This window comes from Bradyrhizobium sp. MOS001, assembly GCF_004634465.1.
GTDB lineage: Bacteria > Pseudomonadota > Alphaproteobacteria > Rhizobiales > Xanthobacteraceae > Bradyrhizobium > Bradyrhizobium barranii.
Genome location: NZ_SPVJ01000049.1, coordinates 13,287 through 28,221 on the forward strand (window position 1 = coordinate 13,287; position 14,935 = coordinate 28,221).

19 protein-coding genes, 1 tRNA gene and 1 pseudogene are annotated in these 14,935 nt (G+C 63.2%); 8 read left to right on the top strand and 13 right to left on the bottom strand.

What is annotated here, in order from left to right; genetic code table 11:
- Positions 1-29: 29 nt before the first annotated feature.
- Positions 30-227, top strand: coding sequence for a hypothetical protein (locus CT676_RS35995; RefSeq protein WP_135216495.1), 198 nt, complete (start codon positions 30-32; stop codon positions 225-227).
- A 284-nt stretch (positions 228-511) separates the two neighbouring features.
- Here CT676_RS35995 and CT676_RS45550 read toward each other — a convergent pair whose 3' ends face one another.
- Complete coding sequence (locus tag CT676_RS45550) at positions 512-691, bottom strand: helix-turn-helix domain-containing protein (protein WP_244623374.1); 180 nt, start codon at positions 689-691, stop codon at positions 512-514.
- Positions 692-794: 103 nt separating this feature from the next.
- Here CT676_RS45550 and CT676_RS36005 point away from each other — a divergent pair, with 103 nt between their 5' ends.
- From CT676_RS36005 to CT676_RS36020, 3 genes are all read left to right on the top strand, one after another.
- Positions 795-1,370: a hypothetical protein gene (locus CT676_RS36005; protein ID WP_135216497.1), complete on the top strand. Its 576-nt coding sequence runs from the start codon at positions 795-797 to the stop codon at positions 1,368-1,370.
- Entirely contained in the window at positions 1,367-2,197 is an 831-nt protein-coding gene (locus CT676_RS36010; RefSeq protein WP_135216498.1) for a site-specific integrase, read from the top strand. The genes CT676_RS36005 and CT676_RS36010 overlap by 4 nt, the downstream gene beginning before the upstream one ends.
- A gap of 396 nt (positions 2,198-2,593) precedes the next feature.
- Positions 2,594-2,668 (top strand) — tRNA-Thr (locus tag CT676_RS36020).
- A 245-nt stretch (positions 2,669-2,913) separates the two neighbouring features.
- Here CT676_RS36020 and CT676_RS36025 read toward each other — a convergent pair.
- From CT676_RS36025 to CT676_RS36050, 6 genes are all read right to left on the bottom strand, one after another.
- On the bottom strand, positions 2,914-3,543 hold the full coding sequence (locus tag CT676_RS36025) for a TerC family protein (RefSeq protein ID WP_244623375.1): 630 nt from the start codon (positions 3,541-3,543) through the stop codon (positions 2,914-2,916).
- Positions 3,544-3,657: 114 nt separating this feature from the next.
- A complete protein-coding gene (locus CT676_RS44495) occupies positions 3,658-4,029 on the bottom strand; it encodes a hypothetical protein (protein ID WP_167768279.1) in 372 nt (123 codons plus the stop codon).
- Positions 4,030-4,400: 371 nt separating this feature from the next.
- Entirely contained in the window at positions 4,401-4,799 is a 399-nt protein-coding gene (locus CT676_RS36035) for a hypothetical protein (protein WP_135216501.1), read from the bottom strand.
- A 138-nt stretch (positions 4,800-4,937) separates the two neighbouring features.
- The gene (locus tag CT676_RS36040) at positions 4,938-5,351 is read right to left on the bottom strand and encodes a GFA family protein (protein ID WP_135216530.1); all 414 of its coding nucleotides are present in this window, start codon (positions 5,349-5,351) and stop codon (positions 4,938-4,940) included.
- A 20-nt stretch (positions 5,352-5,371) separates the two neighbouring features.
- Positions 5,372-7,204, bottom strand: coding sequence for a PQQ-binding-like beta-propeller repeat protein (locus CT676_RS36045; RefSeq protein ID WP_167768280.1), 1,833 nt, complete (start codon positions 7,202-7,204; stop codon positions 5,372-5,374).
- A 105-nt stretch (positions 7,205-7,309) separates the two neighbouring features.
- A complete protein-coding gene (locus CT676_RS36050) occupies positions 7,310-8,023 on the bottom strand; it encodes a class I SAM-dependent methyltransferase (RefSeq protein ID WP_135216503.1) in 714 nt (237 codons plus the stop codon).
- Positions 8,024-8,110: 87 nt separating this feature from the next.
- Here CT676_RS36050 and CT676_RS36055 point away from each other — a divergent pair, with 87 nt between their 5' ends.
- On the top strand, positions 8,111-8,872 hold the full coding sequence (locus CT676_RS36055) for a dienelactone hydrolase family protein (protein ID WP_244623376.1): 762 nt from the start codon (positions 8,111-8,113) through the stop codon (positions 8,870-8,872).
- Between the two features lie 226 nt (positions 8,873-9,098).
- Here CT676_RS36055 and CT676_RS36060 read toward each other — a convergent pair.
- A pseudogene (locus CT676_RS36060) lies at positions 9,099-10,743 on the bottom strand (HAMP domain-containing methyl-accepting chemotaxis protein).
- 207 nt (positions 10,744-10,950) lie between these two features.
- Between CT676_RS36060 and CT676_RS36065 the strand changes: the two are divergent.
- Complete coding sequence (locus tag CT676_RS36065) at positions 10,951-11,169, top strand: hypothetical protein (RefSeq protein ID WP_167768281.1); 219 nt, start codon at positions 10,951-10,953, stop codon at positions 11,167-11,169.
- A gap of 3 nt (positions 11,170-11,172) precedes the next feature.
- On the opposite strand, the gene CT676_RS44500 is transcribed toward CT676_RS36065, so the two are convergent.
- Complete coding sequence (locus CT676_RS44500; protein ID WP_167768282.1) at positions 11,173-11,337, bottom strand: hypothetical protein; 165 nt, start codon at positions 11,335-11,337, stop codon at positions 11,173-11,175.
- A 102-nt stretch (positions 11,338-11,439) separates the two neighbouring features.
- On the opposite strand from CT676_RS44500, the gene CT676_RS36070 reads away from it, so the two are divergent.
- On the top strand, positions 11,440-11,829 hold the full coding sequence (locus CT676_RS36070; protein ID WP_135216504.1) for a hypothetical protein: 390 nt from the start codon (positions 11,440-11,442) through the stop codon (positions 11,827-11,829).
- Between the two features lie 296 nt (positions 11,830-12,125).
- On the top strand, positions 12,126-12,380 hold the full coding sequence (locus CT676_RS36075) for a hypothetical protein (protein WP_028150218.1): 255 nt from the start codon (positions 12,126-12,128) through the stop codon (positions 12,378-12,380).
- Between the two features lie 40 nt (positions 12,381-12,420).
- Here the strand turns inward: CT676_RS36075 and CT676_RS46320 are convergent, their stop codons facing one another.
- The 4 genes from CT676_RS46320 to CT676_RS36095 all read right to left on the bottom strand — a co-directional run bounded on the left by CT676_RS46320 (position 12,421) and on the right by CT676_RS36095 (position 14,928).
- Positions 12,421-12,663 carry a DUF6719 family protein gene (locus CT676_RS46320; RefSeq protein WP_038935984.1) on the bottom strand — a complete coding sequence of 81 codons (243 nt, stop codon included), beginning with the start codon at positions 12,661-12,663 and terminating at the stop codon, positions 12,421-12,423.
- Between the two features lie 254 nt (positions 12,664-12,917).
- On the bottom strand, positions 12,918-13,625 hold the full coding sequence (locus CT676_RS36085) for an outer membrane protein (RefSeq protein ID WP_071917379.1): 708 nt from the start codon (positions 13,623-13,625) through the stop codon (positions 12,918-12,920).
- Positions 13,626-13,912: 287 nt separating this feature from the next.
- Positions 13,913-14,305, bottom strand: coding sequence for a hypothetical protein (locus CT676_RS36090; protein ID WP_135216506.1), 393 nt, complete (start codon positions 14,303-14,305; stop codon positions 13,913-13,915).
- A gap of 254 nt (positions 14,306-14,559) precedes the next feature.
- Positions 14,560-14,928: a hypothetical protein gene (locus CT676_RS36095; protein WP_135216507.1), complete on the bottom strand. Its 369-nt coding sequence runs from the start codon at positions 14,926-14,928 to the stop codon at positions 14,560-14,562.
- Positions 14,929-14,935: the final 7 nt, after the last annotated feature.

Below are 14,935 nucleotides of genomic sequence, written 5' to 3' on the forward strand. Positions count from 1 at the left end.
CCTTCGCTGAACTTGGGGAGATGTCTGCTATGCCGCCGCAACCACGCGGCGCGCGCGAGCTCGTGGGCGGCGACGGCCTCTGCGAATGCCCGCGTCTCGAACGGGCCGGCGGCATCGTCGGCGAGGCCGAGTTGATAGCGGCCGTCGTCGCGCTGATGGACCAGGGGCGTTCATGGCCCGGCCCTATCAGCGGCTGCGGCGAGGCACTCGGCTGCCATGCTGACTAGACCGCCGAGCACCGTGCCGCCCTCGACTTCGATCCGCACAGGTAAGGCGGCCAAGACTGCAGAAGCTTTCGGATCGATGGTCCCGGAATACTCACGCGCACAGCGGATCAACGCGTCCCGGGTACGGCAGTAGCTGCGACCCCGCCAATCGTCTCTACGTGGCTTATCTGGCGATCCGCGGCGCTGCAGAACCCATTGGACTGCGTCCGTGCATTGGACGACGCGCCAGTTCGAGTTCAGCATCACAACGATGTGCGGGTAATCGTCGGCGGTTTCGCGCAAGCTCATTTCGTGCCGGCTTCTTCAAGCATCCGGTGAAACGCCGCCTTTGGCACGCGGATTAGCTTGCCGATTCTGATTGTGGGGATGTCGCCCCGCTTTGCGGCTTCGTAACTGCCGTTACGAGTTAAGCCGAGCATGGCTCCGGCCTCGGGGACTTCGTAAACGAGACGGTCATCTGTCACTGCGGCATTCTCCAATGGTGCTGACACAGCACTATATGGTTCACGCTTGGTTCGCAATAGTGCTGCTGGACAACCACTGCTCTTTTTTGGTAACGTTCGCGTCATGGCAAGCCTGAAAGCGTTCCTCCCTGATATGGCAAAATTGTTCGGCACTACGGCGGACGCGCTCTACACGCGCCAGCGAGCTCTTGCGGAGTTAGGCGTGCTGAAAGTCGTTGAAGGGCGCGGCCCCGGTAGCGGAACACCACTGGACGGAAGCGGAGTCGCCGCGATTATCATCGCCTTGCTTGCAGCCGATACCTTGCAAGACACCGACATCAGAGTGCGCGCCTTTTGCCGAGCAACACCGTTTGAGGACATTCCACCGGACTATCGTCCCGGCAAATCCCGTAAGGATTTTGACAGATGTCCATGGACGGGAGAGACAAATTTGCAGTCAGCCTTAGCGGCCGTGCTGATGTCCAGGGAGAAGGCGGAGAGCCTTGGATCTTTTACCGTACACCGACACAACAACACTGCTTCGCTCACTTTCGGCCGGCCCAATGCGTCCTTTGCATCATTATTTGCGTCGTCCGCACCGCAGCCGCGCTCGGCAATTAGGATCAGCGCTGACATTGAGGCCGCTAGCATCAGAAGGCTGGCCGCTTTTCTTCAAATAGAAATGGCAGGCTCGAAATGAAGCGTTCGCACGGCGAAGGTAGCATTCAGAAGCGCGGCGAAAGTTCTTGGCGGCTGCGCTATTACGTCGGCGACATCAGGCACTCCCTCACCTTCCGCGGCACACGTAAGGAAGCGGCAGACAAGCTTCGCGGCCTGCTGACAGATGCAGGCAAGGGTATGCACGTCGCTCCCGACAAGAAGACATTGTCACAGTGGGCCGCTGATTGGATTGCGCTGAAGACGGCAGAGCGCCAGCACAAGACGGTGGCGCGCTATGAGGACCTGCTGAAGAAGCATGTGCTGCCGAAGTTGGGCGAGCGACCGCTGCAGCAGATAAAGCCCATCGAAATCCAGAAGCTATATGCCGAACTAACTGCGCTGGCGCCTCGCACCCGAAATCACGTCGCTACCGTGCTCAAGGCTTGCCTGCAGGCGGCCGTTGATATTGGCAAGCTCCTTCAGGTCAGCCCGGCAGCCGCCATCAAGAAACCCTCGGCCGGCGACTCCGACATTGGCCAAGCGCTCGAACAAGAGAAGATCACGGCATTGGTCGAGGGCTTTCGCGGGTCAACGCTTTTCGATTTTACGTTCTTGATGGCCTTCACCGGCATGCGCCGCGGGGAGGCGCTGGCACTGCGCTGGTCCAACCTCAATCCAACCGCAAAGACACTGCGCATTGAACGCGCGCTAGAATACACAAAGAAGTACGGGCTTCAGTTCAAGGACCCCAAGTCTGAGCGCGGCAAGCGCACGATCGTGCTCGACGACACTCTCGTGGCGCTGCTGCTCAAAATGCGCGCGCTATTAGAGGATAGTCGCTGGTGCACCCGACGGCGTCGAGGTTGACCTTAGCCTCGTCCGCATCCCGGACGACTGGCTTATATTTGCGGCCCCTGACGGCCAGCCGACCGAGCCTCGGCATCCCGACAGCATCACCAAACAATTCACCAACCGCGCGGCCAAGATCCTCGGATTTTCGATCCGCCTCCACGATCTACGGGTATCCCATGGAACCTGGTTGCTAGATCAGGGGACGCCGGTTCACACGGTCGCAAAAAGGCTCGGCCATGACCCTAGCGTTTTGCTCAAGGTCTACGCTAAGAGAACCCAGAAGGGTGACGAGTCGGCAGCCGAGAAGATCGGCCTTCTGACGAAGGGCTTGGCCATTGGGCCAACTTAGGGCCAAGGTTGCTATGACGTTCGATTTGGAATATCCCCAGGCGCTTGATAAATCAGAGTTTTGCCGGCTTAGCTCAGCGGTAGAGCAGCGGTTTTGTAAACCGAAGGTCGGGGGTTCAATCCCCTCAGCCGGCACCAGCGCTTAGCTTGTTTTATTTCGATGTCCCTCAACCGGGCGCGGCGCTTGTACCCTTAGTTGTTTTCATTCCCGGGGCTGGCTTTGCTCTAACCTAATTTTTTTGACCGGCGTCGATAGACTTTGGACAGGGCCGCCCCACAAAGGCGGCCCTTTCTTCTGCGGGCTTCACGCCCCATCTGCAGCCTATGCGTACCGCGTTCGAATTCTGCCTGACGACTTAGGATACCTAGGGTGAAACAGCATCTCATATCGACGCAACGTTGATGACATCCAACGTCCCGCGAAAGACCATGTCACCCGCCACATAAAGGATGACGGCTAGACCGACGTAAGCAATCCATCGATAAGTTTGCAGAAGGCGCGCAATGAAAGAAGCGGCCACGCCCATCATCGCGATGGAAAGCCCCAGGCCGAAAATCAAGATCATCGGATGCTCGCGTGCTGCCCCTGCCACGGCCAGAACGTTGTCGAGAGACATGGAAACGTCGGCCACGACAATCTGCCAACTCGCTTGAGCGAGTGTTTTGCGAGCTTTGCTGCCTGCAATTGCTCCAGCAGTGTCCATCGCACCTGTTGGCTCTGTGGAGGATGTGCGCAACTCTCGCCACATTTTCCAGCATACCCACAACAACAGGATCCCGCCAGCGAGCAAGAGGCCGACGATCTGGAGGATTTGCGTCGCCAACCCGGCGAGTAAGACGCGCAGTATCGTCGCGGCAACAATACCGATCAAAATCGCCTTGCCTCGTTGCGCCTCAGGAAGTCCGGCTGAAGCAAGACCGATGACGATGGCGTTATCGCCAGCAAGCACCAGGTCGATCAGAACGATCTGCAAGAATACGCTAAGGACATCTGTATCGAAATAATCAGGCACGGTCATGTCCCAGCCGCGGGGGAATGGGCAGCTGCAAGCGAGATCGCATACGTCTATCGGATCGGTTGACCGATACCTGCCACCAAGAAACGGGGGTCCTAACGCCGCCGGTTATCAGGGGCTAGCGCTATCGCCTAGAACCGCGTCCGAATGTAGTCTGACCGGTTGCTTGAAAAGAAGTGCCACTTGATCTGGTTCGCCAAGAATCGCTGCGGCACAACCCAACATGGTCAATGCCCCGGCAACATCCCATAGCGTTACATTTTCTAATGTCGCATTTCCCGACTTTGCCCAAGCCAAGACCGCAGTGATCATCGCGTCTGAGAAAAATAGAATACTGAGCGCTGGCAAGACGAGCTGGGAATCCAGCAGGAGTATCATCAAGAATGCAGGAGCTGCGACCAGTATGCTCAACACCGCGCATGTGCAAAATGCTTGCCGCCAAGAAGCATTCCTGTTTGTCCGACTTGCACCAGAAAGGATCATTTGATCCTCCTGCGTAGGAGCATTCTAGCGCCACTCACCTGCTGAACTACTCTGGTCTAGCTGATCGTTTTCCGACGTCTCCCCATCAATGTTTTGTCCTATGCCGCTGACTCTCAATGAGCGTAAGAATGCCAGCGGTCACCACGGCAATAACGACGACGGCTGCCAGCGCCTCGACAGAGGCCAAGGTCCCGTACCACTTGTTCCAAAGCTCAATCATGTGCTGGCTTCTCGCGAGAGCGCACCCACGATCGAAAAAATCTGCTCTCCAAGAAGAACGAACCGGGCGATCAAAAAAGCAATGCTACTCATCGTCGCGCGGTTTTTCACCGCGCGGCAAGGTGACTTATGTGGCAAGCCTAAGCTGAGCTTCATTGCGGAACCGGAACTAAGAACCTAGCGTTCCCACAGCTCAACATCCGCGCGCGGATAGCCACGAACCACAGCCCCACGAGCGCGAGCACGGCGTCGATGACATAGCTCCGCATGAGTCCCTCCCTATTTACGGAAACTATGCGCGAGCGCGATCGACAGCCGGCGATGGCCCGGCTTCGCGCAAGCTTCTCGGCCGCAGCTTCATTGCCGCCAGCCTCGGCCAGCAGGACCCGCGCGCCTGCACAGAACGCCGGCAGATCCGCGCACTGGAAGCCGGCGCCCATGGCGACGTAACGCGCGCCGCCGAAACAGGCGTATGGATTGGGATCGGCGGCATACGCCGGCGCGGCCGACAATGCGACCCCGAAGGCGGCCGCGAGCGTGAGCCGCCTCAACCGAGCACCACAAACAGCAGTGCGGCAGTGAACGGGAACGCGCACCACATGCCCAGCGCTGTGGTCAAGCTTCGTAGATCGCCTCGAAGGTCGGGGGTTCAACCCCCTCAGCCGGCACCCGCGCTTGAGGCGGAAACCTCAGCTTGCATTTTTCGGCGCACTGCTTTGCTGAAAGTGCTCCGCACCATTGATGTCGACCCAGCCATGTTTCGACTGCTCGAAAACCGATCTTAGCGGAGCCGGGAAATTCGGATCCGCCATCGCGCCGACGGCGACGCCGATCATCCCTGGCAGATTGTCCGCCTTCCAATAGACCGTCGAACCGCAATGAGTGCAAAAGTAGCTGCGGACCTTGCCGCCGCTCGCGGCCTTGCGAACGTATTCGCTTGGGGTCCCCGAGATCGCGACGGCCTCAGCCGCGTAGAAGGCACCGACGCCGAAGGGCGCACCGGTTCGGCGCTGGCAGTCCATGCAGTGACAAGCAACGACCGCGCGGGATGGCCCCGCGAGCGACAATGCAACGGCGCCACAACTGCATCGGGCATCGATCATCGCGCCTCCGAACGTCCCGCTCACTCCGTCCCCACCTCGAACGCCAGCAGCACGTTGCCGGCGACGCCGCTCCATTGGCCGTAGCCGGAATTGGTGTAGAGCATGCCGCCGGCGATGACCGGTCCGGGACCATCGATCGCGCCGCCATGGGCGGGGACGCCGTTGACGGCCTTGTAATCCTGCGCGGTGTCGAACTCCCAGAGCAGCTTGCCGTCGCTGGCATAGGCCCGCAGGAAGCCGCTGACGCCGCCGGAGAACACGACGCCGGGGATCAGGCTGACCGCCGCCGACAGCGCGGGGCTGCATTGGAGACGATCGCCGCAGGCGACCGGAGGCACCTCCATCACGACTGCCCCGCTGGCGAGATCGAGCCCGAACAGGCCGCCGCCTTGCGTGGAGTCGAGACGCCTGGTGCCGTCACGCAGGAAACGCACGTCGGAGTTCGCGACATAGATGCGGTCCTGATCGGCCGCCGAGCCCCATTCGCTGCCGCCAAGCGCACCGCCCTTCCCGATCCGCGTCTGCCACAGGATCTTGCCACCGTCGTCGGGATCGAGCGCGTGCACGACGCCGGATTTCTGTGCGATGGCAAGAACGCGCCTGCCGTCGCGCAGGGTTACCAGAATCGGCGACTGGCCGAAATCGTGGTCGGGTCCGTGATCCTCGGGACAATTGGTCTTGTCCACGCCGTAGCATGCCACGACATAAGCGTCCTTCGGCGTGGCCTGCTGGCTCCAGAGCAGCTTTCCCGTCGCAAGATCGAAGGCGAGAATCGCGTCACTCGTCGCGGATGGCGGATTCGAATAGGAATTGCTGGTCGCGACATAGATCGCGCCGCGCTTCGCATCGATCGTCGGCGCCGACCAGATCGCGGCACCGGACGGGCCGAACAGCTGCACGCCCCTCGCGTTCTTGTCGGTCGGATGCGGCACTTCCGGGATCGTATAGGCTTGCCAGACCGGCTTGCCGGTCGCGGCCTCCAGCGCCACCACGCTGCCGCGGAAGGTGCAGCATTCGTAAGAGGCTTGCGAGCCGGCGGCTTCCTCGAGCGAGGACACCGGCACGTAGAGCACGCCGGAATGCAGCACCAGTGCGCCGGTGATGCGCGCGGCCGGATGCTCCTCCACCTTCGTCCTCCAGATCAGCGCCCCCGTCAGCGCGTTCACGGCATAGGCGTTGGCGCGCAAATCACCGAAGAAGATCGCGAACTGATCGGAGCCGGGGAGCGGTGCGACCGTGATCGCGGCGCGCACCGCCGCATCGATCGCGAACGTCCACAGCGTGCAGCCGGTTCGCGCATCAAGCGCATGCACCTTGCGGTCGGTGCCGCCGATGAACAGCAGGCCGCCCATGATCGTCGGCGGCGCAAAGGACACTGAGGCGCCGGGAAACGCGTAGGCCCATTTCAGCCGCAGGCGCGGCACCTGCGCCGCGGTCAGGCCCGCCATGTCAGCCGGCTGGAAGCGGCTGTTGTTGAGATCGACGCCCCACCCGTTCCAGCGTGGACCGTCGAGCGGTTGCGGAAAGCCGCTGATCTGCTGCGTGCAGCGGCCCTGCCCGTCGGACGCGCTGTTGATTGCGGCCTTGCCGGTGACGAAAGCAGCAATCGCGCGACGCTCGTCGTCGTTGCGCTCCTTCGCCATCGCGGCCATGCTGCCGGAGGTCAGCGTCCCCAGCACGTGATCGAACGACATCGCCTGCATGGCGCCGCGCGCGGGCGCGCGGTTCTGGGCATCGCCGGCATCGTGACATTGCGCGCAGTGGGTTGCGTAGAGCGCGGCGCCGTCCTGCTGCGCCAGTGCTGGCGTGGAGCACCAGATCAACAGAGCCGCTACGGCAAAACTCGGCTTCATGGCGTTCTCCGGTATCGTCGGCACGCGACCTAAAGACCGCGTCACACAACCTGAAGTGTATCGCCAGTGCGATCGCGGAAGCAATGGACGTTCCGCCTGCGTCCGTCACATCGCCGTGGCCATGCGGATACGATCGGGCAGTTCATCCAGACGCAATAGGGCAAGGCTCTTGTCGCGCCAGCCGCCGCTGCCCTCCTCGCAACGCTCGTTGATCAGCGCGCGCGGCGACGGCCAGTTGAATGGTGCCTTCTCCATGTTCAGCGCGCGCCAATCGCCATCCGCGCAATCGCGATTTGCATCCCATTCTGGAAATGTCGTGACCAGCAGGAAGCCCGCGCCGCTTTCGGCAAAGCGGGCCACGGCGCGGGCGATGTTGTCGAAGCTCAAATGAACCAGGCAGTCCCGGCACAGGATGACATCCGCGCGCGGCAGCGCATCGCGCGTGATGTCGGCAACGAGAAACCGGCCGGACAACTCGCCGCCGGCCACGCGCCGGCGATTGGTCTCGATCAGCGACGGCACGATGTCGATGCCGGTGTAGTCGAGGTCGAGCTTGATGCGGCCGATCCAGCCGGCATCGCCGCAGGGCGCATCGAGCAGCGAGCGCGCGCCGAGCCGTTGCAGCAGGGGAGGAAGCTCCTCCCGGATCGCGGCGGTCGCCGGGTCCTCCGAGCCGAGGCCCGAGACTGATGTGGCCGCGCCCCACAGGTTGGTCCGCTCGATCCGCTCGAACCGCGCGGCGAGATCGAGGCCGTCAAAGCTCTCGCGGTCCGCAACGAAGCGCTCATGGGCGAGCACGGGTGGACGATTGGTGATCATCGGGCGGAACTCGCGTCAAGACTCCGTCGCAAGCACACTATACAGTCGACGCGTCGCCTCCGAAATCTCCCTGGCGCGAGTTCGCTGATGATTACCCGACGAACGGCCATGACCGGCATCGCCGCGCTGCTGACGTCTATCCCTGCACACGGTGCACCAGGCGAACAGTTCAGCGTCACCTCCGGCAATGACGGCCTGCCTGTATCACGTTACGCGGCGACGGTGGCCGGGAAGCGCCCTGCCGTGATCGTGCTGCACGGGTCCCGCGGCATCGAGCTTAGGCTCCGCGCCTACGAGCGATATGCCGATGCGCTGTCCGCCAAGGGCATCGACGTCTATTTTCTCCGCTATGTGACACCGGCCGATACGGCCGCGCTGACGCCGAAGTCCAGCACGCATGAGAGCCGCGATGCCTATCACACGACGCGGTTCGACGATTGGGCCGACACGGTCTCCGCCACCGTGACGGCCATCCTGGGCCGGTCCGACAGTTCCAGGCGCATCGGCCTGCTCGGCTTCTCGCTGGGCGGCTACGTCGCCGCCGACACCGCCGCGCGGGACACGCGTATCGCCGCGCTCGCGGTGCTCTATGGCGGCATCCCCGACGCTATGGCCGCCAAGGTCAAGCACCTGCCGCCCCTGATCGCATTGCATGGCGAGGCAGACAGGAACGTGCCGGTCGCGAAGGGACGGCAACTGGTCGAGCTCGGCAAGTCGGTCGGCGCCGAGGCCGAATTCGTGCCCTATCCAGGCAAAGCCCACGGCTTTGATTTCTCCGACACCGACCCGATGACATCCGATGCGATCGATCGCGTCACACGGTTCTTCCAGCCAAGGCTCGCCGCCTGACCGAGGCGGGTCACGAAGATGGCTCCTGACCGCAGATTGGACCGAAGTTCAACATCAGGTAGCATTCAGCCCGCATGCGCTCGACCACCAGCAAAGAGAAGGCCAAAATCGTTGCCGGCGCCGTGACGGCCGTCGTCATGACGGCGATGCTGTTGGTGTTCGCGCTCGGCCTCTTGCTTCCGCATTAGGCGCGGTGAGCGCGGCGGACGAGTGCCGCCGCACACACTTACGCCGCGCGCACGGTCCGCAAGAATTTTCCGACTTCGTCCTTCAGCCGGTTGCTGTCGGTCGCCAGCATCTTGGCGGTCGAAAGCACCTGCGAGGACGCCGAGCCGGTCTCGGCCGCGCCGCGCTGCACGTCGGTGATATTGGTGGAGACCTGCTGGGTGCCGTGAGCGGCCTGCTGCACGTTGCGCGAGATCTCCTGGGTCGCGGCGCCCTGCTCCTCGACGGCCGCGGCAATGGTGGACGACACCTCCGACAGCCGCTCGATCGTCGCGGAGATGTCGCGGATCGCGTTGACGGATTCCTGGGTCGCGGTCTGGATGCCGGAAATCTGCTGGCTGATCTCGCCGGTCGCCTTCGCGGTCTGCTCGGCCAGCGTCTTCACCTCGGAGGCGACGACCGCGAAGCCGCGGCCGGCCTCGCCGGCGCGTGCCGCCTCGATCGTGGCGTTCAGCGCCAGCAGGTTGGTCTGGCCGGCAATGGTGTTGATCAGCTCGACGACATCGCCGATCCGCGCCGCCGCGATCGAGAGCTCGCTGACCTGCGCGGTCGTGGTGCGCGCCTGGGTGACGGCCTCGCCCGCCATCCGCGCGGATTCCTGCACCTGCCGGCTGATCTCGTTGACCGAGGACGACAGCTCCTCCGTGGCGGTCGCAACCGACTGCACGTTGCCGGTGGCTTCACCCGAAGCGACCGCGACCACCGAGGTCAGCTCCTGCGCGCGTTGCGCGGTGGTGGCCAGCGTCGAGGACGACGCTTCGAGCTCGGTGGACGCCGAGCCCACCGTCTCGATGATCTCGCCGACCGCGCGTTCGAAGCCGTCGGCCAGGTTGACCATGTCACGGCGGCGCCGCTCGGCAGCCTGCTTCTCGATCTCGAGCTGCGCAGCCTTGAGACGTTCGACCTCGAGCGCGTTGGTCTTGAAGACTTCGACGGTCCTGGCCATGTCGCCGATCTCGTCGCTCCGCTCCTTCTCGGGCACCTCGGTCTTGAGATCGTTGCGGGCGAGACCCTCCATGGCGAGCTTGAGCCGGGCGATCGGCCGGGACATCGCATTGAGGCCGATGAACAGCGCGATCGCGATGCCGACGATCAGGCCGCCGGCGCTGACTCCGATCACGGTCCAGATCGCGGATCTGGCGTCGCGGTTGATGGCTTCCTTGCGGGTGCTGACCGCCCGTGCGGACTCGGTCACGAACTGGACGATGCGTGCGAGGTGGCATTCTCCTCCACGCTGCTTGCCTGCGCACCGGCCTGAAGTACCGGATCGCAGCTGGCGAACGCGGCCTTCAGCTGGTCCCCGATGCTCTTGACCTGGCTGGCGCGCGACGGGTCGTCCTGCACGGCCGCATCGAGGTACTGACTGATTTCGGTGCGGTTCTGGTTCGCGATCTTGAGACGGCCAGCGTTGCCCGCCTCCGTCGCTTCGGTGAAGACCGCATAGAGCGCGGCATGATAGGTCTCGGCGCGGCGCTGGGCCCGCGTCAGGTTGAGCGCCGAGGATTGTGCGGCGGAGAGTTCGGCAAATCCGTCGACGGTCGCCGAAAGTTCACGCGCGGCGAAGCCGGCGACGGCGAGCATCGCGCATCCCATCACCGCCACGATCAGTGCGACCTTCCATACGACAGATTGTTCAAAAAGCTTATCACAGCCGTCCCAATGCTTCTGCCGACGCATAATCCCAGCAACGGCATTGGAACCGGTGGACGCTAAGATTTAATGCCAAATCCCCCGAGCAGTCTTACGGAAAAATAACTATTCGGGGGGTCGACGTAAGCCTCGCGTAAGCTTCTGCCTGTTTTGGGGGCGTGATCCGGCCGGAACCGGTCGACGGCGTCAGCCGTTGTCGCCCCATGCGGATCAAGGAAGAAAACCGAAACATGTTTCTGCTGGCGACGGTGACGCTATGCTCTGTCGCCGTGGCCGGCACCGTTGCGCTGTTCGAGCTGGCACCAGGACCGGCTCCCGCAACGCAGGTCGCCGAACGCGCGGCGATCGACCTTACGGATCCGACGCCGGTCCGGGTGGTGGGCGCGCCGTTCGAGCCCAACATCAACCCGCGCGAGCGATAGCGCTCACGTCGGCGATGCCTCTGTGCCCGCCTCGGGCCGGCCTTGGGCCCGCGCCAATTCCTCCACGAACGCGATCACCTCCGCCCGCTTGTCGGGCGGCAGGGCCAAGAACGCACGGACGAGCCTCAGGCCCTGCGCTTCGTCCCACTGGTCCGATTTGACGTCCATTCCCCACTGTCGGGCGGGCGGGAAAAATATGCAATCCCCAGCCGGACACCTCCTTGATTCGGCCGGCCAGCTTTGCTGGAATAGCTCCAACAGAGGTGGACCATGAAGTGGATCAGCGAGCGCGACGCACTGATCGCGCAGACAATGGCCTTCGTCCAATCGGTGACCGGCAAGAAGGGTGACGTCCATCCGCCGGAGAGACCGACGGCTGCACCGGACGTGCCGGTGGGGACCGTCACCGTCGAGACCGTGGCGGTCGAGACATTGCCGGTCGAGATCAAGCCGCCGCCAGTCCCGCTCGCCCCGCCCGTCATGATCCCGCCAGCACGGACAAGCGGCGATTTCCGCTCCGAGATGCAGGCCCGCATCGCCAATTTCCGCAAGCATCAGGAGCGATTCGAGCGTGAGCGGGAGGAGTATTGCGCGGCGACCCTGACCAGGCTCCGCGCGGCCATTCGCGACCCCTCCCTCCGTCCGCCAGCCGAAAACTAAGGCCGACGGTCGATCAGACACCTACAGCCAGGACCAAACCAACCAGAGATTGGCCGCACAGGCGCTGAGCAATCCCAGCGTCAGTGGCAGCAGCATGTGCCCGCAGCAGGTCTTGAGGTCGGTCGTCATGGCCGAAAACATCCGCTGATTCCGGCAAATGAGTCCCAGGGATTCTTTTTTTTGGGATTCAGGACTCGTTAAAGACTCAGGGTCCGCGGCTCCGATCACGCCCCCGTGATCGTCCCGGAACCCCCTGCCCCATGAAGCCGTTAACGCGCTTTCCGGGAGCGGGAAGAATGCCCTACGCCCTGTTCTGCAACGACGCCCAAATCAGCAAGGCCTATCCCAGCGAGGCCGACGTCTGGCAGCTCGCTCAGCAAAGCGGCCTCGTCGTGGATGTCAGCACCGACGACCAGCGCCACGGGCCGCGCCGGGTCCTGGACAATGATTACGAGATCAAGCCCTGCCGGGCCGCCCAAGGCGAGGACCCCGCCAGGAACAAGGCCGAGGCCGAGCAGCAGTCGAGGATGGAGCTTGAGCTGAATTCCTGAGGTTCGGCCGCAAGCCCAGGGTATCTCAGCGAGGGATCTCTCAGGGGGTCGCGGTCGCCAGCGAGGCCTGCTCGCCCGCCAGCACCACGCAGGCCTTGCGGCGGTGCAGCCCGCGGATCGCGCCCGTTACCTTCAGCACCTTGCCGGATGGGCAGGAAGCGTCCTTGACGAAGGCCACCTCATAGGGTGCCAGCATCAGAGGCTCGGATTTGAGGATTGTCTGTGCAGCGCACGGCAGGGAGATGAAGCACGAGAGCACTACTGCCGACACAAAGATACGCATGTCCGTCGTCCCACCAGCCCGGTAATTCTCATATAACGCCTTCCGGAGCGCGAGTTCCGTAGGCGGCAAAAATTATTTTTGCTTTACGCCAGTCCCATGACGCGCGTGAGAACGCGCGCGCCAGACCGTTTGCTTGCAAATGACGCGCCAGATGGTCCACGCAAAGCAAACAACAGGCAGGTAAACAAGGGTCTGGTGGCAAACGAAAGGCCGGCGTGAGCCGGCCCTTGTCAGGTCGTGGTCGCTGTTGGGCGTCAGTAGCGCGAGGCTGCCGGTCCGCCCCAGCCGAAGCGGTAGTTCACACCGACCTTGACGGTATGCTCGTCCTCCCGGCCCCGGACGCCGACGACGTCGGCCGGACCGGAGGTGAAGGTCGTGCTGCCAAAGTTGTAATACTGGTACTCGGCCTTGGCCGACCAGCTCGGTGCGAACATGTATTCGAGGCCGGCACCGACAGTATAGCCGTCCTTGTTGTTGCCAGTGGCGGTGAAGGGCTGCGCCACGCCGGCGACGTTGACGCCGAGGCCGCCATTACGCCAGGCGTAACCGCCCTTGGCATAGACCAGCGCCGGTCCCCAGGTGTAGCCGATGCGGCCGGTCACCGACCCGAGCTGGTCGGTGTTGGACGTCACCTGCGTCCCCAGCGGGAACGTGACACCGTTGTTGTTGGTCGGCAGCCAGGAGTACTGGGCCTCGATACCCACCACCCAATTGGGCGCGAACTGGTAGTCGAAGCCGCCCTGCACGCCGCCCAGGAAGCGGGCGTCGCTCGACTGGAAGCTGCTGTCACCGGCGAACGCGCCGCCGACATGGCCGCCGATGTAGAAACCGGTCCAGTTGTAGATCACCTGCGGCGGCGTATAGGCGGGCGCCTTGGTATAGGTGCGCGGCTGCATGTCGGCCGCGGCGGCCGGTGCAGCCAGCGCCAGCAGAGCGACGGCGCCCAGCAAAATCGTCTTCATGATCATCCCCGTTCTTTCAAATTCGACACTCAGGAAACAACGTGGCGTGAATTAGGTTGCTTCGCGGCGATGCCGGAACGTTGATCGTCTGTAACTGTGACGGGTTGGCAACAACGCGATTTTGTTCCGTCACACCTGCTTGCACCGACTGTTTTCGTCGTCTGCGCAAGGCGGGCTGTAACGATCTGTCGCAAGGCAAACCAGCCCCGTTCAAAGCTCGCCAAATTGTGATCCAGCGGCTCCGGCGGCCCCTGTCCTAGCACCTGCCGATGAAGGCCGGCTTTGCGCTACCGCGCCATCTTTTCCAGTTCCGGAAAGGGTGCGTAAACCGCACCGGCGCAGAGCTCGCCGGCGCGATCGACGATGCGGTCGCCCCGCCCGTTGACGAAGACGGCGGCCCGTTCGCGCATGCCCTTGTAGCTGCCGTCAGTCTCGCGTGGCGTGAAGTGCAGGCAGGCGACGTAGAACTGCCGTCCGCCGATCTCGCGCAGCACCGGATCGGCCATGCTGGCCTCGCGCACGCCGACGGGATTGTTGAGGTAAGCGCGCATCAAGGCCAGCGTGTCACTGCGAAAATTGTCGGGAAACGGCTGCGGCCCTCCCGCCTGGGTCCCCTCCATCAGGGATGGACGATCACCGTCGCTGCCGAAACATGCCGCGAGCGCCAGCGGCAAGACCATAACCAACGCCAAGATCACCGCACGCTTCGCCAATCGCCCCACAGGCCACGCTCTCCGCTCGATCAGACTCGGAGGATGTTCTAGCTCCAAGGTTGCACGAAGGGAATTCGCTCCTGCTCGTAGGCTGCGCAAATAACGCACCGCCCCGCCGTCGGCGCCTGCGCTTTCGCGCTGACTCCGAGACGACGGGCCGGGCCTGAATTCCGCACGCGGCGGCGGGCAATGCCAGGGATGCCGCCGCGCCGGATCAGTCGTTAGCTGCGCTTGTCGATGGCCGCCGGCTTGGTCACGTCAGGCTGCGCCTTCAGCGACTTCTTGGCCGACAGATGCTTGTTGTGGTGGCGATGCGTGCGCACGGCCTTGTGCTCGTCGGGCGTGACCGCGGCATTGGCGTTCATCGCCTTCGACTTGGTATCCACCTTGGCGTCCGCCTTGACGTCGGCGGCCTTCGTGTCGGCCTTGACGCCGGCCTCGGGTTTCACGGCGGTGGTCGACACCTTGGTCTGGCTCTGGTCCGCCTTGATCACCGGCGCGGTCGTGGTGGTCTTGCCGGCTTCAGCGGCGAAGGCCGGGGCTGCGATTACGGAAGCGGCGAGCAAGGCTGCGGAAATGGTCTTCAACATGGTCGGT